This is a genomic window from Microbacterium sp. 2216-1 (genome assembly GCF_046507855.1).
In the GTDB taxonomy this organism is placed as follows: domain Bacteria; phylum Actinomycetota; class Actinomycetes; order Actinomycetales; family Microbacteriaceae; genus Microbacterium; species Microbacterium esteraromaticum_C.
In genome coordinates, this window is record NZ_JBKFTM010000001.1 from 171,137 (window position 1) to 194,818 (window position 23,682).

Sequence of the window (23,682 nt, forward strand, 5' to 3'; positions counted from 1 at the left end):
TGAGCGTCGCCGGGCGGTGGAGGTCCCGCGAATCCCAGAGGCTGAGTACAACGCATCGGATTCGCTTGGCTGTGTAGGGCAAGTGATCAGTGACCACGCGTACGATGGAGGGTATGGACAACTTCTGGATCGCTGCCGCCTGGTCGCTGCTGCCGACCATCGGCGTGAGCATCGTCTTCGTGATCGTGCTCCGTGGCATCCTCCGTTTCGACCGCACCGAGCGTCGCGTCCACGCCGAGATCGAGGCGCAGGAGCGCGCGGCGCGCGGACTTCCGCCGCGCAGCTGACGCGGCGTTGGCTCGTATTCTCTCCGCGCCCGCTACTCTGATGGCTAGCGGAGCGACGGGGGAGGGTCGGTGAACACTAGCGCCTGGCCGTTGTGGCTCACCATCATCTACCTCGTTATCGACCTCACCGTGCGCGTCGTCGCCGTGATCGTCGTCCCCCGCAACCGCAAGCCGACGTCGGCGATGGCCTGGCTGCTGGCGATCTTCTTCATTCCGGTCATCGGCGTCCTGCTGTTCCTGCTGATCGGAAACCCCAAGCTGCCCCGTGCCCGTCGCCGTAAGCAGGAGCGCATCAACGCGTACATCGCCGAGGCGGCGAGCTTTCTGAACTTCGGCACCTTGCGGCCCGATGCGCCCGACTGGTTCCCGCCGCTGGTGGCGATGAACAAGCACCTCGGTGCCCTGCCGCTGTCGGGCGACAACGGCGTGCACCTGATCAGTGACTATCAGGAGTCGCTGGACGCGATGGCCGCCGAGATCCGCACGGCGCAGGACTACGTGCACGTCGAGTTCTACATCCTGCAGAGCGACGAGTCCACCGACAACTTCTTCCGTGCATTGGAAGAGGTGGCTGCCCGCGGGATCCCCGTGCGGGTGCTGCTCGACTACTGGGCGAACCGCTGGAAGCCACGCTATCGAGAGACCCTGCGGCGTCTCGAGGCGATGGGTGCCGACTGGCACCTGATGCTGCCCGTACAACCGCTGCGCCGCCACATTCAGCGCCCTGACCTGCGCAATCACCGCAAGCTCCTGGTCATCGACGGACGGTCGGGTTTTCTCGGATCGCAGAACGTCACCGACTCGTCGTACAACCTGCCCAAGAACATCCGCCAGGGGCTGCACTGGATCGACTTGATGGTGCGCGTCGACGGCCCCGTCGTCTCGAGCCTGAACGCCGTCTTCTTGAGCGACTACTACGCCGAGACCGATCGGGTGCCCGAGGGCATCCACATCAGCCGGGTCGAGCCGGGCACCGGTGACCTCGACTGTCAGATCGTGCCGTCCGGCCCAGGGTTCGAGGCCGAGAACAACCTGCGACTGTTCCTCGCACTGCTGTATGCGGCGAACGACAAGATCATGATCGTCAGCCCCTATTTCGTGCCCGATGAGGCACTACTGCTGGCGGTCACCGCGGCCGTCGACCGCGGGGTGAAGGTCGAACTGTTCGTCTCGGAACAGGGCGACCAGGCGATGGTCTATCACGCGCAGCGCAGCTACTATGAGGCCCTGCTGCGCGCCGGTGTGCGCATCTGGCTCTACCCCAAGCCCTACATCCTGCACACCAAGAGCCTCACGATCGACGACCAGGTCGCCGTGATCGGGTCGAGCAACATGGACATGCGCTCGTTCGGCCTCAATCTGGAGGTGTCGATGCTCGTGCGCGGCGAGGAGTTCGTCGATGAGATGCGCGTCGTCGAGGACGAGTACCGTACGCTCAGCCGCGAGCTGACGCTCGACGAGTGGATGCAGCAGCCGTTGCGCTCGACGGTGCTCGACAACCTCGCCCGGCTGACCTCCGCACTGCAATGACCCGTTGAGTGCGGCGCGCAACCGGTCGGGTACTCTGAGCGCATGACCGCCTCTCGAATGCGAATCGTCCTGTCGGCTCTGGCCCTCGCCGGGGCGACGCTGCTCGTCGCGGGGTGCTCCGCAACGCCCGAGTCGCCCGCTCCCACCAGCACCGACGGCGGTGCGGCCACCACGGCGCCCGATGACGACGTCATCGGCGACGATGTCGAGGCCGCCTGGCTCGACGGCGGACGAGCGATCGGCGTCGTCACCTGGGGATCGTCCAGCTGCGTTCCGATCGTCGATGACGTCTCGGCGGACGGTCAGATGATCTCGGTCGCGCTCAGCGACGGCGATGAGAACCAGCCGTGCACCAGCGACCTCGTGCCCCGCGCGACGTTCGTCGCCGTGCCCGAGGGCGTGGATGTCACCCAGGACGTTGAGATCGCGATCGCCTACGGCACCGGTACCGAAGACGCCGACCTCGACGGCCTCGCCGAAGCCCCAGACGGTATGAGCGAGAACGGGCCATCGGCGGGATGGTTCGCCGACGACGGCATCGTGCTGCTGACATGGGGATCGTCGACCTGCCGGCCGATCATCGAGGACATCGAGCAGTCGGATGCTGGAGCGACCGTGACCTTCCAGACCATCGACCGCCCGTGCACGATGGACTTCGTGCCGCGCCTGACGACGATCACGTTGCCGATGGAGCATGACGACGGCCCGTTCGAGCTGACGCTCGTCGGTGACAACCTCGACGCCACGGTGCCCGTGCAGGACTGATCATGGGCATCCGACCCCAGCCCTCGCGAGAGTCGCGCCCGTCAGAAGCCCGACGTGTCGTGCCCGCTGGGCAGCACGATCTTCAGTGCGCCGGGCTGCACTCGGCAGCGCATTCGCACCGCCGCACCGAACTCGTCGCCGTCGAGTTCGATCGAGGTCGGTGACACCATCGCCGCTTCGGCGGTGCCTCCGGTGAGATAGCGGATCGAGGCGTCGCGACCGCGACGCTGCAGTACGAGTCGGCCGGCGCGGCTGCGGCGCAGCACCGAGTTGTCCCACCAGATCTTGCGCCACAGGCCCAGCCAGCCGAGCGGGCCACTGGGTTGGATCACCGCGATGTCGAGCTGTCCGTCGTCCAGCGAGGCGTCGGGCATCAGTGCGATCCCCGCCGGCAGCGCGCCACAGTTCGCGAACAGCATGCTCTGCACCTTCGCCGAATGCAGTTTGCCGTCGTCGACCTGAAAGACGATCCGGAACGGCTTCGCTCCCGGCAACGACCGCGCGGCGCCGTCGAGATAGGCCACCCAGCCGACCGACTTCTTCAAGTCGGGGTTGGTCTTGGCGATCATGTCGGCGTCCCGCCCCATGCCCGCGAGAACGACGAAGCCGTGCTCGTCTTCGGAGCCATCGTCGCGGGTGAGCATCGCCCACCCCATGTCGACCGGATGCGTGAAGCCGGTGAAGACGGCATTCATCATCGACTCGGGCTGGGTGAGCGGCAGAGACATGTTGCGTGCGAACAGGTTGCCGGTTCCTCCGGGCAGCACCGCGAACGGCACGTCGCTGCCCGCCATCGCCTCGGCGACGGCCCGCACCGTGCCGTCGCCGCCGGCGACGAGGACGGCCGATGCGCCCTCGGCCAGGGCGCGGCGGGCAGCTTCGGTGCCGGGGTCATCGACGGTCGTCTCGTAGAACCGCGGCGGCTCCCAGCCGTGTAGCGCAGAACGCGATTCGAGAGAGGTGCGCAGGCGGAGGACGTCGACCTTGATGGGGTTGAGCACGAGAGCCGCGTGCCGCTGCTCGCTCCCGGATGCCGTCATGCGGCCACTCTACGGCGGAACACCCGTCGGACGCGCTCGCTAGACTTGCACAATGATCGATCTCGCCCTTCTCCGTGACGAGCCCGAGCTCGTCCGTCGTTCACAGATCGCCCGCGGAAACGCGCCTGAGACGGTCGATGCGGCACTGGAGGCGGACCGATCGCGCCGTAGCGCGCTCAGCGCGTTCGAAGAGCTGCGCGCCGAGCAGAACGCCTTCGGCAAGACCGTCGCCAAGGCCCCCAAAGACGAGAAGGCGGCGCTGGTCGCTCAGGCCAAGCAGCTCGCTGATCGCGTCAAGCAGGCGCAGCAGGCAGCCGGTGCGGCCGCCGAGGCCGCGGCATCCGCTCTCGACCGCATCGAGAACGTGATCATCGACGGTGTCCCGGCCGGCGGCGAGGCGGACTTCGTCGAGCTGCGCCGCGTCGGCGACGTGCCCGCGTTCGACTTCGAGCCCCGCGATCACCTCGAGCTGGGTGAACTGCTCGGGGCGATCGACATGGAGCGCGGGGCAAAGGTCTCTGGTGCCCGCTTCTACTTCCTCAAGGGCATCGGTGCGCGCCTCGAGATCGCGCTGATGAACCTCGCGCTCGACAAGGCGCTGCAGAACGGCTTCACGCCGATGATCGTGCCCACGCTGGTGCGCCCCGAGATCATGCAGGGCACCGGCTTCCTCGGTGAGCACGCCGACGAGGTCTACCACCTCGACAAGGACGACCTGTACCTCGTCGGCACCAGCGAGGTGCCGCTCGCCGGCTACCACAAGGACGAGATCCTCGACCTCGGCGACGGCGCCCTGCGCTATGCCGGCTGGTCGACCTGCTACCGCAGCGAGGCGGGCTCGCACGGCAAGGACACCCGCGGCATCATCCGCGTGCATCAGTTCAACAAACTCGAGATGTTCGTCTACACGACGCCGGGTGACGCCGAGGCCGAGCACGATCGCCTGGTCGCTCTGCAAGAAGAGATGCTCACCGCACTCGGGCTGGCCTACCGCGTGATCGACGTCGCCGCGGGCGACCTCGGCTCGAGCGCGGCCCGCAAGTTCGACATCGAGGCGTGGGTGCCCACCCAGGGTGCGTTCCGCGAGCTCACGTCGACCTCGAACTGCACGACGTACCAGGCGCGTCGCCTCGACGTGCGCTACCGTCCGGCATCGGATGCCGCGGGCGAGACGGTCAAGACGACGAACGTCGCCACCCTGAACGGCACGCTCGCCACCACCCGGTGGATCGTGGCGTTGCTGGAGACGCACCAGCAGGCCGACGGCTCGGTGACCGTACCCGAGGTGCTGCGCCCGTACCTGGGCGGCATCGACGTGCTGCGCCCGCTCGGGTGGACGCCCCCGGCCGACGAGGGCGAGGCGTGACGCCGCGGGGCCTGGTCGGCCTCGACATCGACGGCACCATTCTGCTGCAGGACGAGACCCCCAGCCCCGGTGTGCTCGACGCCGTCGCCGAGGTGCGTGCAGCCGGCTACGAGGTGATGCTCGCGACCGGTCGCAGCTGGTCGGGTACCCGGCACGTGCACGAGATGCTGGGACTGACCAGCGAATACGTGGTGTGCTCGAACGGTGCCGTCATCATGCGTCGGGTCGACGGTGAGTGGCAGCGCTGGCGGGTCGAGGTGTTCGACCCCAATACAGTTCTCGAGCTGCTCGGCTCGCACCTGCCCGAGGCGAACTACATGGTCGAGCTCGCGTCGGGCGAGCGGCTCTACACCGGGCGCATCGACGAGTGGTCGCCCGACAGCGGCCGCCAGGTCGGGTTCGACGAGCTCGGCACCCAGCCGGTCTCGCGCGTCGTCGTGGTCTCGCCGCAACATGACGAGGCCGACTTCGAACGCGTCGTCGCTGCCGCCGGCCTCAACGAGGTCTCGTACGCCATCGGCTGGACCTCGTGGCTCGACATCGCCCCGCAGGGCGTCGACAAGGGCACGGCGCTCGAGCGCGTGTGCGCACAGCTTCAGGCGCCCCGCGACCGCGTGCTCGTGGCCGGTGACGGTCGCAACGATCTGGGGATGTTCTCGTGGGCGCTCGCCGGAGGCGGACGAGCCGTTGCGATGGGGCAGGCCGTCGACGAGGTGCAGAACGCCGCGGGAGAGCTGACCGGCATGGTCGAGGACGGCGGACTGGCCGTCGCCCTGCGCACGTTGCTCTGAACCGCCTGGCATCGGCATCGCCGGGAAACGGATAGACTCGACCCTTGATCGCCCGATGCGAATCGGGCGATGGAGGGTTGTCCGAGCGGCCGATGGAGCTGGTCTTGAAAACCAGTGGGCAGAGATGTCCCGTGGGTTCGAATCCCACACCCTCCGCAGAAGACAAGTGAAGCGCCGCCCCACCGGGCGGCGCTTCACTCGTTCATCGGGCGGTGCGGTGCGAGGCGGTCATCCCGCGTCGAGCACCTCGCGCAGATGCGGCAGCACTGCGGAGACGGCGACGCCCGTCTGCAGCATCCCGTCGCGCACAAAGCCCTCGGGACGGCCCTGAAGCGCCGCGATCAACTGCGCACGGCACCGGAGCAGCGCGTCGCGTGCGCTCTCGTCGTGCGACAGATCCGTCGTCTCATCGGGGTCCTCGACGAGATCGAACAGCTGCTCGACGCCGTCACCGGATGCCCACACATACTTGTAGCGCCCGTCGGTGACCCATTGCAGCGACTGGCCCCAGTAGACGTGCTCGCCGTGGAGCCAGTCGCGGTGCGCGGTGTCATCCGCGGTGCCCGTCACAATGCTGGCGAGCGAGGCTCCGTCGACGGTGTCGGGTACCTCGATGCCCGCGAGCTCCAGCAGGGTGGGCATGACGTCGCGCAGCTCGCCCAACGCCGAGCTGACTCGTTTGGTCGCCGCGCCGCCGGCGCGCGCGGGAGCATCCGCGACGATCAGCGGGACGCGGGCCGAACCCTCATAGGGAACCGCCTTGCGGTAGATGTCGTGGTCGCCGAGCATCTCGCCGTGGTCGCTGGTGAACAGCACCACGGTGTTCTCGGCCTCGCCCGCCTGCGCCAGCAGTTCGAGGAACCGGCCGATCTGCAGATCGACGTGCGCCATCGCCCCGTAGTAGCCCGCCCGGGCCCGTCGGATGACGTCGTCGGGCATGTCGCCCAGCGATGTCTGATGCCCGCCATCGTTGCGATGGGCGTCCCACACCCCGTTCCAGTCGCCGCGCACCGGGGCGTGCGGTTCGGCCGCCAGGTACTGCTCCAGAGCCCATGCCGGCGGGTCGTAGGGAGGGTGCGGGCGGTGATACGACAGGTACAGGAAGAACGGCTGCGTGGGGTCGCGTCGCTCGAGGAAGCGCCCCGCCGTCGAGGTCACCCAGTTCGTCGGATGCAGGTGCTCGGCCTTGTCCCAGGGGCGGGTCACCACCGAGTTGCATCCGGCGCCGTGGTCGAAGTACTCCTCGTCGGCGCTCACCCCCGGCTGTCGGCGCAGCCAGTGCACGTAGTCGTCGATCGGCTCCAGGTGACCGCCGTGCTCCCGACGGGCGTGGTGGAGGAACCCGTCGTGCAGCTGCACATCGTCGAAGCCCAGACGCGCGCGTTGCGGCCAGACATGCATCTTGCCGATCGCCTGAGTCTGATAGCCCGCATCGCGGAAGACGCCGGGCAGGGTGACGGGCTGGGCGAGCGTGCAGTCGACGCCCTCGACGTAGCCGACCAGACCGTGTCGCTCCTGCGACTGCCCGGTCAGCAGCGCGGCACGGGCCGGGACGCATGTCGGGGTCGCGGAGTACGCCCGGTCGAACCGTACGCCCCGTGCGGCGAGCTCGTCCAGCACGGGGGTGCGCACGACCGGGTGCCCTGCCGCAGAGAGCGCGTCGCCGCGCCATTGGTCCGCGACGATCAGGACGACGTTCGGGCGCCGGCCGCCGGTCATGGCTGAGCCGGTTCGCCGAGGTCGGGGCGCGCCAGCAGGCTCATGCCGCCGTCCGTGATCGTCGGTGAGGGGTCGGTTTCGAGGACCGTGACGGTGTGGGAACCGGCGGATGCCAGCAGCGGGCCGGGGCAGTACAGGCTCTGCTGCGGGCCGATGTGCCAGAACCGCCCGAGCATGCTGTCGTCGATCCACAGGAACCCACGACCGCGCTGCGCCGTCGAGATGTTGGCATCCGTGCCCGCTTCGTCGGCACCTACCGCCAGCTCATACTGTCGATAGGTCAGGCCGTCGGCCTGCGGCGCCGGGCGGTCCTGCGTGCACAGCGCGGAGACGGCTGCGCCGACGACATCCAGGGCGAGCGGGTACGCGCGCCAGCCGTTGATGAAGCGGTTGCCCCACCACACGCCGGTGAGAATCCCCTTGCGGTCGCCCAGAAGCGGCCCGAAGTTGATGCGTCCCTGAGACTCGACGAGCACGTCGATACGCAGCACACCCCGCTCGGCGGTGATCTCAAGCGTCTCGGGAGTGCCCTCATCGCGATTGACGATGCCCACCAGTCGCCCGTCGATGAACACGTGCGCGCGGTCGTGCAGGCCGTGCAGGCGCACCGGAACCGTGCCGCCCGAGTGGGCGACCTCGGAGCGCAGCAGCAGCATCCCGCGCTCCAACCCGAGCTGTTCGAACGTGGGTGGTTCGGGCACGGGCTCGGTGACGGTGCGCAGCCCTGGCACCTGCGGTGCCGTGGCCAGCGAGAGCTCCTGCAGGTCGTCGCACGTCAGCACGCCCGACGTCGTCAGCGGGAGGTCTCGCGGCGTCAGCGCCGGCGGTGCGACGGCGAGATCGGCGGGCATCTCGGGCACCGGAAGGTACTCGGCGATGATGCTGCGGAACGCGTGGAACTTCGGCGACAGCGAGCCGTCCTCGCCGATCGGTGCGTCGTAGTCGTACGAGGTGATGGTCGGCTGGATCACACCGTCGTGGTTCGATCCGTTCCACAGCCCGTAGTTGGTGCCGCCGACGGCCATGTAGAAGTTCGTGCTCATGTTGCCGGCGAGCATCGTGCGCAGCTCATGGGCAGCCTCTTCAGGGGCGCGCGTGTGGTGCTGCTCGCCCCAGTGATCGAACCAGCCGTGCCAGTACTCCATGCACATCGGAGGAGTGTCGGGGAACTCCGCGGCGAAGGTCTCGAGGTGCTCGGCGGTGCGCGACCCGAAGTTCATCGTCGGCAGAGCACCCTCGACAGTGCCGGCGAGCAACCAGCTCATCCGGGGGCCGTCGCTGGTCACCAGCGGCACGGTGATGCCCCGGGCCAGCAATCCGTCGCGCAGGTGCTCGAGATACTGCAGGTCGTCGCCGAACGAGCCGTACTCGTTCTCGATCTGCACGAGGATGACGCGTCCGCCCTCCGGATACTGGCGGGCGGCGATCAGCGGGATCACCTCGTCGAACCAGCGGTCGACCTCGGCGAGGTACGCCGGGTTGCTCGTGCGCAGGCGCATGCCCGGGTCGGCGAGCAGCCACCCCGGGAAGCCGCCGTTCTCCCACTCACCGCAGGCGTACGGGCCGGGGCGCACCAGGATGTCGAGATCCTCGGCGGCAGCGGTGTCGAGGAAGCGCTCCAGATCGGCCGCCCCCGAGAAGTCGTACACGCCAGGAGCGGGCGCGTGGAAGTTCCACGGCACGTACGTCTCGACAGCGTTCGCGCCCATCGCGCGCAGACGGCGCAGCCGGTCGGCCCACTGATCGGGGTGCACGCGGCTGTAGTGGAACGCTCCCGACACGATCAGGTGCGGCTCGCCGTCCCGCAGGAAGCGGGTGCCGGAGGTGGTGAACATGATGGCCTTTCTCAGGGGGAATGACGGGGAAGAACAGAGCGGGTATGCCGATGGCGGGGCAGTCGAGACCGCCCCGCCATCGACCGTGCGGGCATCAGCCGCGCGGTTCGAGATTCATGATGGTGAGAATCGCGTCGGCCGGCAGCGTCGGATTCGGGGCGTAGTCGTCCTCGCCGGGGACCGGGAAACCGGTCCACCGCGTCTGGTTCGCGACAGCCTTCCAACCCGCGGTCGCCGTGGCGATGAACGGCGCCTCGTCGGCCATGATCTGCTGGGCCTGAGCCGACAGCTCTGCGGCGCGCGCCGCGTCGGAGCCGGGGGCGATCGCACCCAGCTCGGCGACGACGGCGTCGAACTCGGCGTTCTGCCAGCGGCCCTGGTTGTAGACCGCGGCCTCACCGATCGGCTTGTAGGCGAGAGCGGTCATCGAGCTGTACGCCACGTACGGAGTCGACCCGAAGATCGGCGAACCCGACAGCATCCCGAACTGCCCGGTGCTGCTCGCCTCGGTGAACGGGGCATCCGCCATCTGGTTGACCGCGACGTCGAGTCCGAGGTTCTCCCGCCACTGGTCGGCCATGATCGTGCCGGTGCGCACCCACTCCTCGTAGGGCTGGTACACGTCGTAGCGCAGCTCGAAGCTCTCGCCATCCTTGACGAGCTTGCCGTCCTCGACGCTCCAGCCGCCGTCTTCGAGCTCCGCGAGTGCCGCGTCGACATCCTGCTTCTGCTCGGTGCCCTCGGCGAGCTGGTCGGCGTAGACGACGTCCGAGACGCCCGCCTGGGTCGGGACGTCGTAGCCGACGGCGGCGATCTCGGCACCGATCTGCAGATCGAGCGCCGCGCGCAGCGCGCGACGCACGTGCGGGTCGTCGTAGGGTGCGACCTCGGTGTTGAAGATCAGTCCGTCCGACGTGCCGGTCGGGTAGAAACCGTAGAGGTTGTTCTCGGGGTCCTTGGCGATGAACTCCTCATCGGCGTTCGACCATCCGAAGGTGCCGAAGTCCATCTGGCCCGAGATCAGCTGGCTCATGCGCGCGTCGCCGGTCACCGCGTGCATGTTCAGGGTCTCGACGCCTGCCGACTCACCACCCCAGTAGTCGTCGCGCAGCGTGAACGAGATCTGCTGCGGCGAGAACTTGTCGAGCACGGCGGGCCCGGTGCCGATCGGCTCGGGGTTCGTCCACTCGCGGACGTTCTGCTCGGACCAGATGTGCTCGGGAACGATCTGACGGGTGGCGAACGACGCCAGGTCGGCGAAGGACTGCTTGTCGTACGTGACGGTGACGGTGTGCTCGTCGGTCGCCTCGACGCTCGTGAAGGGGTACGCCTGCGGGGTCTCGCCGGCCAGGACGAGGTTCCAGGTGAACGCGACGTCGGCCGCGGTGAACGGCTCGCCGTCGGCCCAGGTGACGTCGTCGCGCAGCGTGAAGGTCAGCTCGGTGCCGTCCTCGTTGAACCCCCATTCGGTGGCGAGGTGCGGCATGATCTCACCGGCCGACACGCGGTTCATGCGGATCAGCGGCTCGTACACGTACGCGGTTCCCGGAGTCACGGCCACGCCGGTGGGCGAGAACAGGTTGAAGTTCTGCGTCCAGGTGGTGCCGCCCCAGCCGATCTGGTTGATCACGGTCGGCGTATCGGAATCGGAGGTCGTGGCACCGGCGTCGAACGAGCATCCGGTCAGCGCGATCGACGCCGCGAGCGCGACGCCCGCGGTCGCGATGAGTCTGTTCTTCTTCATTGAATCTCCTGGTTGTGGTGGGGTCAGACGGACTGCGGATCGCGCGTCGGCTTCACGCGCGAGGGATCGGGGGCGGCATCCAGCAGCAGCCGGGTGTATGGATGCTGCGGGTTCGAGATCAGCTCCTCGGTCGGGCCGGTCTCGACCATCCGGCCGTGATACATGACGCACATCCGATCCGAGACGTAGCGCGCGCTCGCGATGTCGTGCGTGATGTAGAGGATGCTGACGCCCTGCTCGCGGCGGATGCGGTCGAGCAGATTCAGCACGTCGAGGCGGATCGAGACGTCGAGCATCGATGTCGGCTCGTCGGCGAGGATCACGCTCGGCTCGACCGCCAGTGCGCGCGCGATCGACACGCGCTGGCGCTGCCCGCCCGAGAGCGAGGTCGGATAGCGGTCGATGTAGTCCTTGCTCGGGGTCAGCGCCACCAGCGCGAGCAGCTCGTGGATGCGGGCGTCGACGTCACGGCCCGAGAGCTGCGGGTGGTGGATGCGGATGACGCGCCCCAGGATGTGGCGGAGCGTCTTGAGGGAGTTCAGCGATGCGAACGGGTCCTGGTACACCAACTGCACCTGCTTGGCGTACTCCAGGCGTTTCGTGCGCTTGGTGATCGCCGCGCCGTGCAGCCGGATCTCGCCGTCGCTGGGAGTGAGGATACGCGCGAGCGCACGGGCGATGGTGGTCTTGCCCGAACCGGACTCGCCGACGAGGGCGACGATCTCGCCCGCGTGCAGCGCCAGGCTGACGCCGTCGCAGGCCTTGACCGTTGTGCGGCGACCCTGTTCGTCACGGCCATCGAAAGTGATCGTCACATCGTCTGCCGCCAGCACGACGGGGCTCTCTGCGGTGTTCATCGGGTGGCTCCTGTCGAGGCGAGTGCGGTGCCGGCGACGAACTCCTCGTGCCGCACATGGCATGCCGTGCGGGAGACACCGAGATCGACGAGCTCCGGGCGCGTTGTGCCGCACTGCTCGACGGCTTCGCGGCAGCGTGCGCGGAACGGGCAGCCGCTCGGCAGCGCGCGCAGATCGGGCGGGCTGCCGGGGATGCCGTGCCGCACCTGACGCGGCTCGTGCAGCGATGGGAACGAGTTGCGCAGCCCCTGGGTGTACGGGTGCTGCGGGTTCTCGGCGATCGTTCGCGCGGGCGCGAGTTCGACGATCCGTCCCGCGTACATGATCGCGACGCGGTCGGCCATCTCCAGCAGAAGCGAGAGGTCGTGCGTCACGAAGATCACCGCGAAGCCCAGCTCTTCCTGCAGGCGCAGGATGTGCGTCAGAATCTGGCGCTGCATGACGACGTCGACCGCGGTCGTCGGCTCGTCCATCACGATCAGATCGGGTTCGCAGGCGAGAGCCAGGGCGATGAGCGCGCGCTGGCGCATTCCGCCCGAGAGCTCGTGGGCGTACTTGTCCATCGCGGTGGGCGCGATACCCACCATCTGCAGCAGTTCGGCGGTGCGGGTGCGGATCTGCGCGCGGCTGATACGCGGCTGATGGGCGCGAAGTGTGTCGGCGAACTGCGCGATGAGCCGCGTGACGGGGTTCAGGCAGGCCATTGCCGACTGCATGACGATCGAGATGTCCGACCAGCGCAGCGCGCGCATCTCGCGCTCGCCGGCCTGCACGAGGTCGATGCCGTTCGGGTGCTTCTCGTCGTACAGGATCACTTCGCCCTTGGGCGTGACCGCGGGTGGGTTCTGCAGACGGGTGATCGCGGTGAGCAGGGTCGACTTGCCCGAAGCGGACTCGCCGGCGATTCCGAGAATCTCTCCGCGGTGCACGTCGAGGGTGATGTCGGAACACGCTTTGACGTTCTGGTCGTCGGTCAACCCGAGGTACATGACGTCGAGGTCGCGAACGCTGAGCAGGGGGATGGGTGCGTCGGTCATGCCGCGACCTCCTTGTTGCGGCGGCGCTCGGCCCGCTGGCGGGCGGTGTAGGCCCGGGTGCGTGCAGCGAGAGTCGCGTTCAGGCGAGGGTTGGTGACTTCGTCGAGACCGAAGTTGATCATCGCGGTCGCGAAGCCGATCAGAGCGATGCACAACCCGGGCGGCAGGAAGTACCACCACTGGCCGCGGAGGATCGCCCCGGAGGACTGAGCCTGCGCGATCATCGTTCCCCAGGTGATCCCCGACGTGTCGCCGAGCCCGAGGAACGCCAACGAGGCCTCGGCGAAGATGCCCCCGACGAGCGCGGTCAGGAACATCGCCGAGATGATGCCGTAGAGGTGCGGGATCACCTCGACGACGATGATGCGCCAGGTCGACTCGCCGGATGTGCGTAGCGCCGAGGTGAAATCGCGGCTGCGCAGACTGAGCGTCTGTGAGCGGATGACGCGGGCGCCGCCGGGCCAGGCGAGCAGGCCGATGACCATCGCGACGAGCACATATCCGGGGTTCTGCACGTAGCCGGCGATGATGAACAGCAGCGCGAAGCCGGGCAGTGTCATCAGGATGTTGACGATCGCATTGATGGTGCGGTCCGTGTTGCCGCCGAGGTACCCGGATGCGGTGCCGACGAGCACGGCGAGCACGGTCGCGATGGTGCCCGAGAGTACGCCGACCACCACCGAGCCGCGGGCTCCGATGATGAGCTGGGCGAACACATCCTGGCCGGTCATGTTCGTGCCGAGCCAGTGGTCGGACGAGGGCGGCGAGGCGATGGCCTCGTAGTCGACGGCGATGGGGTTGATGCCCAGGACACTCTCGACGAACCACGGACCGAGCACCGCCAGCAGGGCGAAGAAGCCCAGGATGCCGATGCCGACGGCGACCTTGGGATTGCGCATGATGCGAGGCATCTCAGGACTCCTTGGTTCGCGGGTCGAGCAGCACGTACAGCGAGTCGGCGATGAAGTTCGCCACCAGCACCGCAAGGACGATGATCAGGAAGATCGCCTGCATCAGCGGGAAGTCCTTGGTGGTGATCGCCTGGTAGAGCAGGTATCCCATGCCGGGGTACGTGAAGACGATCTCGGTGAGTACGACGCCGCCGATGATGCCGCCGATGGCGGTGGCAAGGCCCGTGACGTTCGGCAGCATCGCGTTGCGAGCCGCATAGCGGAAGATCACTCGGCTGTTCGACAGGCCCTTGCCGCGCGCCAGCGTGACGAAGTCCTCGCTGGTGGTGGTGACCATCATGTTGCGCATCGAGAACATCCACCCCGAGAATCCGACGAACACCCCGGTGAGGATCGGCAGGGCGGCGTACTCGAAGATCGACAGCACGAACCAGAAGTTGTTGATCTGGAACGGCACATTGGGGTCGTAGCCGCCCGATGAGGGGAACCAGCCGAGGGTGAGCGCGAACACCCAGAGCAGAATCAGCGCGATCCAGAACGATGGTGTCGACGAGAAGAACTGCGACACCGGGGTGAGCCAGGTGTCGAGGCGTGAACCGGGTCGGAAGCCGACCAGAATGCCGAGTGCGGTGCCGATGATCCACGCGGCGATCGTGGACACGCCGACGAGGAAGAGGGTCCAGGGCAGCGCTTCGGCGATCAGGTCGAGGACCGGAACGGGGTAGCGCGACACCGACAGGCCGAAGTCGAGTGTGAAGATGCTCGTCAGGTAGTCGATGTACTGCTGGAGCAGGTTGGCGTTCGGGTCTCCGTACAGGTTGCGGATCGATGCCATCATCTCGGGCGTGAGGCTCGCCCCGGTCTGGCGGGTGATCTGCAAAGCCAGTGTTTGAGCGGGATCGCCGGGCATCAGGCGCGGGATGAAGAAGTTGATCGTGATCGCGACCCACGCCGTGACCAGGTAAAAGCCCGCGCGCCTGCGCAGGAAGCCGCCCGCTTTGCGCCGCTTCTGCGGTGCCGGGGCGTCGAGCGCTTGCTGCGGATCGTCCGTCGGGGGCGTGCGAGGGGCGACGCCGGGGGCGTCGTTCGATCTCGTGGGAGTCACGGTGCCGCCTGTTCTCTACGTTGATGTCGGTCGAGCCCGGCGACGTTGCTCCCGCATGTGGAGTCTGATCGACGGTGATCATTTGTGATTAGTTAAACGATAAACACACACGAAATGCAACTGCAAGTCTGGATGTGAGAATCGCGTGTCGCAGGGGAGATGTACTCTGGGGGCGCAAACATCCACACCGCCTGAACACCCGTGCCGACGACGACAGGAGTCCCGCGTGAACACCCCGAATCTGGTGCTGATCCTGATCGATGACCTCGGGTGGCGTGACCTCGGTTGCACGGGGAGCGACTTCTACGAGACGCCGCACATCGACGCGCTCGCCGCGCAGGGCGTGCGGTTCACCGATGCGTATGCGGCGTCGTCGGTGTGCTCGCCGAGCCGGGCGAGCATGCTCACCGGCAAGCATCCGACCCGCGTCGGGATCACCGACTGGATCGGCGGCCACGGGGTCGGCGCACTCGCGGACGTGCCCTACCTGCACGCACTGCCCGAGAACGAGTACTCGGTCGCACGGGCGCTGCGCGACGCCGGCTACCGCACCTGGCACGTCGGCAAGTGGCACTTGGGCGACGGCCGCAGTGCGCCCACCCGTCACGGGTTCGACCTGAACATCGGGGGCTCTCACGTGGGGCATCCGCCGTCGTACTTCAGCCCCTACGGTCTGGGCGGGCTCGCCGACGGCCCCGAGGGCGAGTACCTCACCGATCGGCTCACCGACGAGGCCATCGCGTTGATCGAATCGGCCGATGATCGACCGTTCTTCCTGAATCTGTGGCACTACGCCGTGCACACCCCGATCCAGTCGCCGCCGGCCCTCGTAGACAAGTACGAGGCCAAGCTGAACGGACGCGACGTCGCGGGTGACATCGTCGAGGGCGAAGAGATGACCGCATGGCATCTGCGGGGGCGCCGGGTGCGCCGTCGCGTCGCGCAGAGCGACACCGGGTATGCGGCGATGATCGAGAACCTCGACGACAACATCGGTCGGCTGATGGACGCACTGCGGCGCACGGGCAAGGCCGACGACACGATCATCGTGTTCACGAGCGACAACGGCGGTCTGTCGACCGCCGAGGGGTCGCCGACGTGCAATCTGCCGTTGCGCGAGGGCAAGGGGTGGATCCACGATGGCGGCACGCGCGTGCCCCTGATCGTCGTCGATCCGCGCGTCGAGGGGAGCGGGCGCACGTCGGATGCCATCACCTCGACGCCCGATATCTACCCCACGCTGCTCGAGCTGGCCGGTCTCGACGCGCTACCCGCGCAGCACGTCGACGGCACCAGCCTCGCGCGTGTGGTGCGTGACGAACCGGGGCACGTGGCGCCGCCCGTCTACTGGCACTACCCGCACTACGCCAACCAGGGTGGGAAGCCGACCGTCGCCGTGAGGCACGGCGCACTCAAACTTGTGCGCGACCTCGAGACGGGAGTGCAGCGCCTCTTCGACATCGCCGCAGACCCGGGCGAAACGACCGACCTGGCGGCATCCGAACCCGACTCCGTCGCCGAACTCGCGGCGGGACTCGATGCCTGGTTGCTCGACGTCGGCGCCATCCTTCCCCGCCGCAACCCCTACCCGGCGCCCTTCGTCGACTGAGGTGCCCTGGTTGCCGTCACGGGGTTTCTCTCAGGGTGGCGCGCTAGATTGCGGATATCCCTGCCCTCCGGTGAAAGGCATTGAGTGAGCAAGTCGAGCACACGTCGGCGCCCGGTCGCGCGCCACGGTCAGCTGAACTCGCCATCGGCGGTCAACCAGCTGCTGAAGCTGGTCGGCATCGCCGTCGTCGTCGTGCTCGTCAGTGGCGTCGGCGTGCTCGGTTTCGTCGCGACGAGCCTGACCGGGTCGGTCAGCGCCAATGCCGTCGAGCTGGACGGGCAGAAGGAGCTGCCGCCGGACATCGCCGCGTACGAGGGCGGGTTCGACATCCTGCTCATCGGTGTCGACACCTGCGAAGAGGAGTACGCCCACCTGCTCCGCTCGCGTTGCGAGAATCGCACGGGAGATGCGACCCTCAACGACGTGAACCTGCTGGTGCACGTCTCGGAAGAGCCGCGCAGGATCACCGCGGTCAGCTTTCCGCGTGATCTGATGGTGCCGATTCCCGAGTGCACCGATGCCAACGGCAGCACGCGATCTGCCATGAGCAAACAGCCGCTGAACGTCGCCTACGAGCACGGTGGTGAGAAGGGCGGCCTGAACTGCGTCGCCAAGACGATCTCCACGCTGACGGGTGAGGACATCGAGTTCGCCGCGAAGGTCACCTTCGGCGGTGTGATCGAGATCACGGATGCCATCGGCGGTGTCGATGTCTGCCTCGCGAACCCGATCAAGGACGGCGCGACGGGGCTGGACCTCGCCGCGGGCGAGCACACCGTGCAGGGGCTTGAGGCGCTGCAGTTCCTGCGCACCCGCAAGGGCGTGGGCGACGGCTCGGATCTGGGGCGCATCGGCAACCAGCAGCAGTACATGTCGAGTCTGGCGCGCAAGATGATCAGCAGCGAGGTGCTCGGCAATGTGCCGGTCATGCTTCGACTGGCCGATACGGCACTCAGCAATGTCGAGGCATCCACGTCGCTGGCAGACCCGATGAAGATCGTGCAGATCGCCCTGGCCGTCAAGAGCGTGCCGTTCGAGGACATCGTGTTCGTGCAGTACCCCGCTGTCGGCGACCCGAGCGACCCGAACAAGGTTGTTCCCGATATCGCGGCGGCGACGGCTCTGTGGGACGCCATCTCGGCCAACAAGCAGCTGCAGATCACTCACGAGAACACGGCCAATGACGGTGTCGTGGTGAAGGATCCCGTCGAGGACGGTGACGCCAGCGCGACGCCGACACCGGCGCCGAGCGGCGAGCCGACGGACGTCGTCGCCCTGCCCGACTCGATCAAGGGCAACTCCGCGGCCGTGCAGACCTGCTCGAACGGCAACGTGCGCGGCTGATCATCACCGTGCTGGACCCTGCTTCGTCGCGCCCTGAACTCGCACGGGCGCTCGCTTTCATCGCTGCCGACGCGCGACACGGACGCTTCGCCAACTGGGGACTGTCGACGGTGATCGACGAGAACACCGGCGGGCCCGTCATCGAGGTCGACGTTTTCGATGCGCTGCACGCCGCGGCCGGCATCGACGCGGACTACCCGGTCGGCAACGCGGGTGTGCTGCACGTGTACGGATACTGGTTCTCTGAGGTGGTGACCCCTTACGGGCGCAAGCGCGACCGGTGGCAGGACGGCGAGCTGGCGCTCGCCCTCGGTCAGGCGCCGGATGCTTTTCACCTGAGCGACGTCGGTGCGACGACGCCTCTGCAGCGGGTCACCGCGGCTGCGCTGCCGTATCTCGAAGCGCCCGGCGACGATGTGGTCGCGCGTGGTGATGTGCGCCTTGGCGGCCTGGACGCCCGTGTGGTGCTCGTGCGTGCGGACGCATCGTCCGTGCACGCGCTGATCTATGGCATCCGCGTCGAGGGGGCGTGGCGCCTGATCACGACGTTCCCGTTCTCCGGCGACGCGGATGCTGTCGTCGCGGAGTTCGTGGCGGAGCCGCGTCTGCGCTGGAACGCGGCCGCATCGGAGGGTGCGTAACCGAATGTTCACCTCCTAGTAGACGGCGCGTCCACAAATGCGGTCTAGTCTGGACGCACTGTCCAAACAAAGGAGCGCCTGTGACCCCCAGCATCATCTTCGACTTCGACGGCACCCTCGCCGTCGGTGACGGCCCCGTCCTCGCATACGCGCGGTATGCCGCCGAAGCTGCTGCTGATGACTACCTGGAGCGCGTCCAGGTCGAACTCGACAAGCACGCCGCCGGCGCGTCAGAGCTGCGCGACGGCTACGACGTCGTCGGCACCCTCGCCCGCACCGACGGTGTCGACGAGCAGACGCTGAACGCCGCCTACGCGCACAGCCGCACCCGGCTGGGAACGGCGGATGCCCCCGTCTCGCCGGCCCCCGGACTGCTCGACCTGCTCGCCGCGCTCGACCCCGGCATCCGCATCATCCTCGCCACCAACGCACCCGATCAGGGCATCCGCGAGCTTCTCGCCGCCTGGGGCATCGCCGACCGGTTCGCCGCGCTGCACTTCACGGTCGGCAAGCCAGCCGGGCTCGAACCGATCCTGCGCACGGCGCTCGCCGACGGGCCCGTGCTCTCGATCGGCGACATCTTCGCCTTCGACCTCGCGCCCGCCCGGGCCCTCGGGGCAGCGACGGCACTCGTCGGCGCGACCGCCGAGACCTCGCCCGAGTCGCCGACCATGCGCGGCACGACGCTCGAAGACGTCGCACCCGCGATCCGCACCTGGGCGACCTCGGTGCTCACCCCCACAGCTTGACCCTCCCGCAGTACACACCCATCACCCCTCCTGAAAGGTATCTGCGCATGCGCAAGTCCATCGCCGCGGTCGGCGTCCTCGCCGCCGCCACCCTCGCACTCACCGGCTGCGGTGCTGCGGAGAGCACGGCCGACAGCACGAGCGGCGACGCCGCGTGGCCCGAAGAGATCACGATCTCGCTGGTGCCCTCGACCGAGAACGCCGACCTCGCCGAGGCCCTCGAGCCGCTGACCAGCTACCTGAGCGACGAGCTCGGCATCACCGTCAACGGTGTCGTCGCCGACAACTACGCCGCCACGGTCGAGGCGCTCGGTGCCGACCAGGCGCAGGTCATCATCACCGACGCCGGCTCGCTGTACCACTCGATCAACCAGTACGACGCGAAGCTGATCCTGCGCGACGTGCGCTTCGGCGCCAGCTCGTACGCCTCGGTCGCGTTCACGAACAACCCCGACAAGTACTGCGACGACGAGCCGGTGATGGCCACGTACGCCGCCAACGACGTCGCCCTGAGCTACTGCAACGGCATCGAAGAGGCGGACGCTGCCGCGACCGGTACCGGCGCCGCAGGCCTCGACGCGCTGAAGAGCATCGACGCGGGCACCAAGGTCGCCCTGCAGGCGGCCACCTCGCCCGCCGGGTACCAGTACCCGATCGTGGCGATGCAGGATGCCGGTATCGACACCGACAAGGACATCACCCAGGTTCCCGTCGAGGGCAACAACAACGCCGTGCTCGCCGTTTACAACGGTGACGCCGAGGTGAGCTTCGGCTACTGGGACGCTCGTTCCAGCGTGCTCTCGGAGGCCCCCGACGTGGCCGAGAAGGTCGTCGCCTTCGCCTACACCGACATGATCCCCAACGGTGGCGTCGCCGTCAGCAGCTCGCTGCCCGACGACCTCGTCGCCCAGCTCACCGAGCTGATGGACGGTTACGTCGACTCGTCCGAGGAGGCCAAGCAGGTCATGAGCGACCTCGTCAGCCTGACCGACTGGACGGCCGAGACCAACCAGGACGAGATCGACCGCTACGGCGAGATCCTGCAGAAGTTCGCCAACTGATCACCCAGAGGACACATCCATGAACAGCTCCTGGCACGTAGCCCTTGACGGTGTCTCGGTCACGTATCCGAACGGCACCCGGGCACTCAAGGATGTGTCCTTGCGGATCGACGCGGGTGAGATGGTCTCGATCGTCGGTCTCTCCGGCTCGGGAAAATCCACCCTGATCCGCACGATCAACGGCCTCGTGCGGGCCACCGACGGCTCTGTCGCCGTGGGCCCGCACGAGGTCACCTCGCTCAGCGGACGCGGTCTGCGCGAACTGCGCGGCCACGTTGGCATGATCTTCCAGGGATTCAACCTGGCTGAGCGCACCAGCGTCTACCAGAACGTGCTCGTCGGGCGGTTCGCGCACTCGCCGGCCTGGCGCAACCTGCTGGGGATGCCGTCGGCACACGACCGCGAACTCGCTCTCACCGCCCTCGACTCGGTGGGCATGCTCGAGAAGGTCTGGGCCCGCGGCGGTGCGCTCTCGGGCGGGCAGAAGCAGCGCGTGGCGATCGCCCGGGCGCTCACGCAGGAGCCGAGCATCATGCTCGCCGACGAGCCCGTCGCCTCGCTCGACCCGCCCACGGCGCACGCGGTGATGAGTGACCTGCGCCGCATCAACCAGGAGCGCGGCCTGACGGTCATGGTCAACATCCACCTGATGGACCTCGCCCGCGAGTACACCACGCGCATGATCGGACTGCGCGGCGGCGAGATCGTCTACGACGGACCGGCGCACGAGGCGACCGACGCCGACTTCGAGCAGATCTACGGGCGGCCCATCCAGGTGCGTGACCAGTTGGGCGCCGCGGGATGAGCGCCCCCGCCCCCGTGGCCGAGGCGCCCGCGGCGGTGAAAGCCGCGCCGGTGCTGCCCCCGCGCCCGCGCAACGTGCGGCGCACGGTGCTGATCGTCACCGTGCTGGTCGCGTTCACGGTCGCCACGTGCATCCCGGCGATCGGCGGCGTCGAGATCGACCTGTCATCGATCGTCAAGCACTGGCAGAACGGCGCCAACAAGCTCGCGCAGCTGATGCAGCCCAACTTCGCCTTCCTGCCGCGCACGATCGAGCCGATGCTCGAGACGCTGCAGATGGCACTCGTCGGTGCGGTCATCGCGGCGTGCATCTCGGTGCCGCTGACCCTGTGGGCGTCCAAGCCCACCAACGGCAACCGGTTCGGCCGCACCGCGGTGCGCACCGTGATCAACGTGATCCGCTCGGTGCCCGACCTCGTCTACGCATCGGTGCTGGTGGCGATGGTGGGCGTCGGAGTGCTGCCCGGCATGATCACGCTCGTGCTGTTCGATATCGGCATCATCGTGAAGCTGGTCTCGGAGGCCATCGACTCGGCCGACCATGACTACATGGAGGCCGGCAAAGCCGCCGGTGGTACCCAGTTCCAGATCAACCGGGTCACGGCACTGCCGCAGACTCTGCCGCTGTTCGCGAATCAGTGGCTCTACACCCTCGAACTCAACGTGCGCATCTCGGCGATCCTCGGATTCGTGGGTGCCGGCGGCATCGGTCGCATCCTCGACGAACGACGCGGCTTCTACGCCTACGGTGACGTGTCGGTGATCATCCTCGAGATCCTCGTCGTCGTCGTGCTGATCGAGCTGCTCTCGAACTTCCTGCGAAAGAAGCTGACATGACCGCGCTGAACGTTCCGGCCCGACCCTCGCGCCTGTGGCAGACGGTGGCCGCGGTGCTCGTGGGGCTCGTGATTCTCATCGCCGCGGCAGGGCTGCCGATCTCGTGGTCGGACATCCCGAAGATCCCCGAGAACGTCGCCAAGTACCTGGGATTGATGTTCGGTCCGCCCAACTGGGAGAAGCTGCCGCGGGCCCTGATCGAGATGTGGCGATCGATCTCGATGGCCTGGTTGGGCGCCATCATGTGCGTCGTGATCTCGATCCCGCTCGGCATCCTCGCCGCGCGCGGTGTGGGGCCCGCGTGGCTGCGGCTGTCGCTGCGCGGCGTGTTCGCGGTCATCCGCGCCGTGCCCGAGGTGATCATCGCCCTGATCCTGCTCACGGTCACCGGACTCACCCCGTTCACCGGCATGCTGGCGCTGGGGATCGCCGGCATCGGCACGCAGGCGAAGTGGGTGTACGAGGCGATCGAATCAGCCGAGGAAGGGGCATCCGAGGCGGTGCGCGCGGCCGGCGGCACCACCGCCGAGGTGACGCGCTGGGCGCTGTGGCCGGCGGTCTCGCCGGCGCTGATGTCGTTCGCGCTGTACCGGTTCGAGATCAACATCCGCACCTCGGCGATCCTCGGAATGGTCGGCGCCGGCGGCATCGGCAGTATGCTCACCAACTACACGCAGTTCCGCGAATGGGACACTGTCGGCATGCTGCTGATCGTCATCGTCGTTGTCACGATGACCATCGATGCGATCTCCGGCGCAGTGCGTCGTCGGATCATGGAGGGAGCCCGTTCGAGTGAGCTGGCACGGAGCGTCTGACGCCTCACCATCGGCGCGGATCGCCGCGCTGCTGCCGTCGCTGCAACGGGGGGAGCGAAAGGTCGCCGACGCGATCCTCGCCGACCGCGACAGCACGGTCGAGCGCACGGCGCAGGACCTGGCGGATGCTGTCGGCGTCGGCCGCACCACGGTCATCCGGGCCGCGCAGTCACTCGGCTACGAGGGCTACCCGCAGCTGCGCGTCGCGCTCGCTCAGGAGCTCGCGACCGAGAGCATGCCGCTCGAAGAAGGCGACGGCACCATGGTCGGCGCGGTGCGCGCCGGGGTGGGACGCTTCGCCGCGAGACTGAGCAACACGGTTGCGGCGCTCAACGAAGACGACATGCTGCGGTTCCTTCAGCTTCTCGACCGATCGCAGCGCGTGCTCGTGATCGCCAACGGGCTCTCGGGCGCACTCGGCATCGACCTGGTGCTGCGCTTGAACTCGGCCGGGCGTCCGGCCGAGATGCTGCCCGACGCGCTGTCGCAGCAGATCTCGGCGCGGCAGCTCGGCGCCGGTTCGCTGTGCGTCGTCGTCTCGGGCTCCGGGGCGAACCGGGCCACGCTCGATGGCATGCGGGCCGCGCGCGCGAGTGGCGCCAACATCGTCGCGATCACATCGTTCGCTCGCTCGGCCGTCGTCGAGATCGCCGATGTGACCCTGGTGGTGCCGCCGATCAACGACACCTTCCAGGACGAACTCATCCACACGTCGCGGGCGGCGATGATGCTCGTGCTCGAACAGCTCGTCGAGCAGTTCATCGCCTACCGTGGCGAACGCGGCCGCGAGGCGCAGGCCACCTCGGTGTCGCTGCTCGGCGGCATCCTCGAGTGA

22 protein-coding genes and 1 tRNA gene are annotated in these 23,682 nt (G+C 67.8%); 15 read left to right on the plus strand and 8 right to left on the minus strand.

From position 1 onward, the window contains the following. The first annotated feature begins 113 nt into the window (after positions 1 to 113). From ACLD0U_RS00795 to ACLD0U_RS00805, 3 genes are all read left to right on the plus strand, one after another. Positions 114 to 287 (plus strand): hypothetical protein, encoded by a 174-nt coding sequence (locus ACLD0U_RS00795; RefSeq protein WP_179409177.1) that lies wholly within the window; start codon positions 114 to 116, stop codon positions 285 to 287. A 69-nt stretch (positions 288 to 356) separates the two neighbouring features. Further along, on the plus strand, positions 357 to 1,817 hold the full coding sequence (gene cls / locus ACLD0U_RS00800; protein ID WP_410339539.1) for a cardiolipin synthase: 1,461 nt from the start codon (positions 357 to 359) through the stop codon (positions 1,815 to 1,817). 42 nt (positions 1,818 to 1,859) lie between these two features. Beyond that, positions 1,860 to 2,582: a hypothetical protein gene (locus ACLD0U_RS00805; RefSeq protein ID WP_410339540.1), complete on the plus strand. Its 723-nt coding sequence runs from the start codon at positions 1,860 to 1,862 to the stop codon at positions 2,580 to 2,582. A gap of 41 nt (positions 2,583 to 2,623) precedes the next feature. Here ACLD0U_RS00805 and ACLD0U_RS00810 read toward each other — a convergent pair whose 3' ends face one another. Further along, complete coding sequence (locus tag ACLD0U_RS00810) at positions 2,624 to 3,622, minus strand: diacylglycerol/lipid kinase family protein (protein WP_224818378.1); 999 nt, start codon at positions 3,620 to 3,622, stop codon at positions 2,624 to 2,626. Between the two features lie 52 nt (positions 3,623 to 3,674). Here ACLD0U_RS00810 and serS point away from each other — a divergent pair, with 52 nt between their 5' ends. The 3 genes from serS (at position 3,675) to ACLD0U_RS00825 (ending at position 5,935) form a co-directional block, all read left to right on the plus strand. Further along, positions 3,675 to 4,988, plus strand: coding sequence for a serine--tRNA ligase (gene serS, locus ACLD0U_RS00815; RefSeq protein WP_179409173.1), 1,314 nt, complete (start codon positions 3,675 to 3,677; stop codon positions 4,986 to 4,988). Further along, on the plus strand, positions 4,985 to 5,779 hold the full coding sequence (locus ACLD0U_RS00820) for an HAD family hydrolase (RefSeq protein WP_410339541.1): 795 nt from the start codon (positions 4,985 to 4,987) through the stop codon (positions 5,777 to 5,779). Before serS ends, ACLD0U_RS00820 begins: the two co-directional genes overlap by 4 nt. 71 nt (positions 5,780 to 5,850) lie before the next feature. Beyond that, a tRNA-Ser gene (locus ACLD0U_RS00825) sits at positions 5,851 to 5,935 on the plus strand. Positions 5,936 to 6,007: 72 nt separating this feature from the next. Here ACLD0U_RS00825 and ACLD0U_RS00830 read toward each other — a convergent pair. From ACLD0U_RS00830 to ACLD0U_RS00860, 7 genes are all read right to left on the minus strand, one after another. Continuing rightward, entirely contained in the window at positions 6,008 to 7,498 is a 1,491-nt protein-coding gene (locus tag ACLD0U_RS00830; RefSeq protein WP_410339542.1) for an arylsulfatase, read from the minus strand. Next, on the minus strand, positions 7,495 to 9,333 hold the full coding sequence (locus ACLD0U_RS00835) for a beta-galactosidase (RefSeq protein WP_410339543.1): 1,839 nt from the start codon (positions 9,331 to 9,333) through the stop codon (positions 7,495 to 7,497). Before ACLD0U_RS00835 ends, ACLD0U_RS00830 begins: the two co-directional genes overlap by 4 nt. Positions 9,334 to 9,427: 94 nt before the next feature. After that, positions 9,428 to 11,077, minus strand: coding sequence for an ABC transporter substrate-binding protein (locus tag ACLD0U_RS00840; RefSeq protein WP_206550575.1), 1,650 nt, complete (start codon positions 11,075 to 11,077; stop codon positions 9,428 to 9,430). Between the two features lie 23 nt (positions 11,078 to 11,100). Further along, the gene (locus ACLD0U_RS00845) at positions 11,101 to 11,934 is read right to left on the minus strand and encodes an ABC transporter ATP-binding protein (protein WP_410339544.1); all 834 of its coding nucleotides are present in this window, start codon (positions 11,932 to 11,934) and stop codon (positions 11,101 to 11,103) included. Further along, positions 11,931 to 12,971: an ABC transporter ATP-binding protein gene (locus ACLD0U_RS00850; protein WP_206550573.1), complete on the minus strand. Its 1,041-nt coding sequence runs from the start codon at positions 12,969 to 12,971 to the stop codon at positions 11,931 to 11,933. Before ACLD0U_RS00850 ends, ACLD0U_RS00845 begins: the two co-directional genes overlap by 4 nt. Next, a complete protein-coding gene (locus tag ACLD0U_RS00855; protein WP_206550572.1) occupies positions 12,968 to 13,882 on the minus strand; it encodes an ABC transporter permease in 915 nt (304 codons plus the stop codon). Before ACLD0U_RS00855 ends, ACLD0U_RS00850 begins: the two co-directional genes overlap by 4 nt. 1 nt (position 13,883) lies before the next feature. Next, on the minus strand, positions 13,884 to 14,987 hold the full coding sequence (locus tag ACLD0U_RS00860) for an ABC transporter permease (protein ID WP_224817192.1): 1,104 nt from the start codon (positions 14,985 to 14,987) through the stop codon (positions 13,884 to 13,886). A gap of 226 nt (positions 14,988 to 15,213) precedes the next feature. Between ACLD0U_RS00860 and ACLD0U_RS00865 the strand changes: the two genes are divergently transcribed. The 9 genes from ACLD0U_RS00865 (at position 15,214) to ACLD0U_RS00905 (ending at position 23,682) form a co-directional block, all read left to right on the plus strand. Next, positions 15,214 to 16,596: a sulfatase gene (locus ACLD0U_RS00865; protein WP_410339545.1), complete on the plus strand. Its 1,383-nt coding sequence runs from the start codon at positions 15,214 to 15,216 to the stop codon at positions 16,594 to 16,596. An 84-nt stretch (positions 16,597 to 16,680) separates the two neighbouring features. Next, positions 16,681 to 17,940: an LCP family protein gene (locus tag ACLD0U_RS00870; protein WP_224817194.1), complete on the plus strand. Its 1,260-nt coding sequence runs from the start codon at positions 16,681 to 16,683 to the stop codon at positions 17,938 to 17,940. Positions 17,941 to 17,948: 8 nt separating this feature from the next. After that, the gene (locus ACLD0U_RS00875) at positions 17,949 to 18,581 is read left to right on the plus strand and encodes an amino acid deaminase (protein WP_410339546.1); all 633 of its coding nucleotides are present in this window, start codon (positions 17,949 to 17,951) and stop codon (positions 18,579 to 18,581) included. A gap of 80 nt (positions 18,582 to 18,661) precedes the next feature. Further along, complete coding sequence (locus ACLD0U_RS00880) at positions 18,662 to 19,330, plus strand: haloacid dehalogenase-like hydrolase (protein ID WP_410339547.1); 669 nt, start codon at positions 18,662 to 18,664, stop codon at positions 19,328 to 19,330. A gap of 47 nt (positions 19,331 to 19,377) precedes the next feature. Next, complete coding sequence (gene phnD / locus ACLD0U_RS00885) at positions 19,378 to 20,391, plus strand: phosphate/phosphite/phosphonate ABC transporter substrate-binding protein (protein ID WP_206550568.1); 1,014 nt, start codon at positions 19,378 to 19,380, stop codon at positions 20,389 to 20,391. A 19-nt stretch (positions 20,392 to 20,410) separates the two neighbouring features. After that, the gene (gene phnC / locus ACLD0U_RS00890; RefSeq protein WP_179409161.1) at positions 20,411 to 21,196 is read left to right on the plus strand and encodes a phosphonate ABC transporter ATP-binding protein; all 786 of its coding nucleotides are present in this window, start codon (positions 20,411 to 20,413) and stop codon (positions 21,194 to 21,196) included. Then, a complete protein-coding gene (phnE, locus tag ACLD0U_RS00895) occupies positions 21,193 to 22,032 on the plus strand; it encodes a phosphonate ABC transporter, permease protein PhnE (protein WP_206550567.1) in 840 nt (279 codons plus the stop codon). Before phnC ends, phnE (ACLD0U_RS00895) begins: the two co-directional genes overlap by 4 nt. Then, positions 22,029 to 22,847: a phosphonate ABC transporter, permease protein PhnE gene (gene phnE / locus ACLD0U_RS00900; RefSeq protein ID WP_410339548.1), complete on the plus strand. Its 819-nt coding sequence runs from the start codon at positions 22,029 to 22,031 to the stop codon at positions 22,845 to 22,847. Before phnE (ACLD0U_RS00895) ends, phnE (ACLD0U_RS00900) begins: the two co-directional genes overlap by 4 nt. After that, entirely contained in the window at positions 22,825 to 23,682 is an 858-nt protein-coding gene (locus ACLD0U_RS00905) for a MurR/RpiR family transcriptional regulator (protein WP_410339549.1), read from the plus strand. The genes phnE (ACLD0U_RS00900) and ACLD0U_RS00905 overlap by 23 nt, the downstream gene beginning before the upstream one ends.

Coding starts and splice junctions, on each gene's coding strand:
- ACLD0U_RS00810 (WP_224818378.1), bottom strand. CDS start 3,622: ATGACGGCATCCGGGAGCGAGCAGCGGCACGCGGCTCTCGTGCTCAAC.
- ACLD0U_RS00850 (WP_206550573.1), bottom strand. CDS start 12,971: ATGACCGACGCACCCATCCCCCTGCTCAGCGTTCGCGACCTCGACGTC.
- ACLD0U_RS00840 (WP_206550575.1), bottom strand. CDS start 11,077: ATGAAGAAGAACAGACTCATCGCGACCGCGGGCGTCGCGCTCGCGGCG.
- ACLD0U_RS00845 (WP_410339544.1), bottom strand. CDS start 11,934: ATGAACACCGCAGAGAGCCCCGTCGTGCTGGCGGCAGACGATGTGACG.
- phnD (WP_206550568.1), top strand. CDS start 19,378: ATGCGCAAGTCCATCGCCGCGGTCGGCGTCCTCGCCGCCGCCACCCTC.
- ACLD0U_RS00805 (WP_410339540.1), top strand. CDS start 1,860: ATGACCGCCTCTCGAATGCGAATCGTCCTGTCGGCTCTGGCCCTCGCC.
- phnC (WP_179409161.1), top strand. CDS start 20,411: ATGAACAGCTCCTGGCACGTAGCCCTTGACGGTGTCTCGGTCACGTAT.
- phnE (WP_410339548.1), top strand. CDS start 22,029: ATGACCGCGCTGAACGTTCCGGCCCGACCCTCGCGCCTGTGGCAGACG.
- ACLD0U_RS00830 (WP_410339542.1), bottom strand. CDS start 7,498: ATGACCGGCGGCCGGCGCCCGAACGTCGTCCTGATCGTCGCGGACCAA.
- ACLD0U_RS00835 (WP_410339543.1), bottom strand. CDS start 9,333: ATGTTCACCACCTCCGGCACCCGCTTCCTGCGGGACGGCGAGCCGCAC.
- phnE (WP_206550567.1), top strand. CDS start 21,193: ATGAGCGCCCCCGCCCCCGTGGCCGAGGCGCCCGCGGCGGTGAAAGCC.
- ACLD0U_RS00855 (WP_206550572.1), bottom strand. CDS start 13,882: ATGCCTCGCATCATGCGCAATCCCAAGGTCGCCGTCGGCATCGGCATC.
- ACLD0U_RS00795 (WP_179409177.1), top strand. CDS start 114: ATGGACAACTTCTGGATCGCTGCCGCCTGGTCGCTGCTGCCGACCATC.
- serS (WP_179409173.1), top strand. CDS start 3,675: ATGATCGATCTCGCCCTTCTCCGTGACGAGCCCGAGCTCGTCCGTCGT.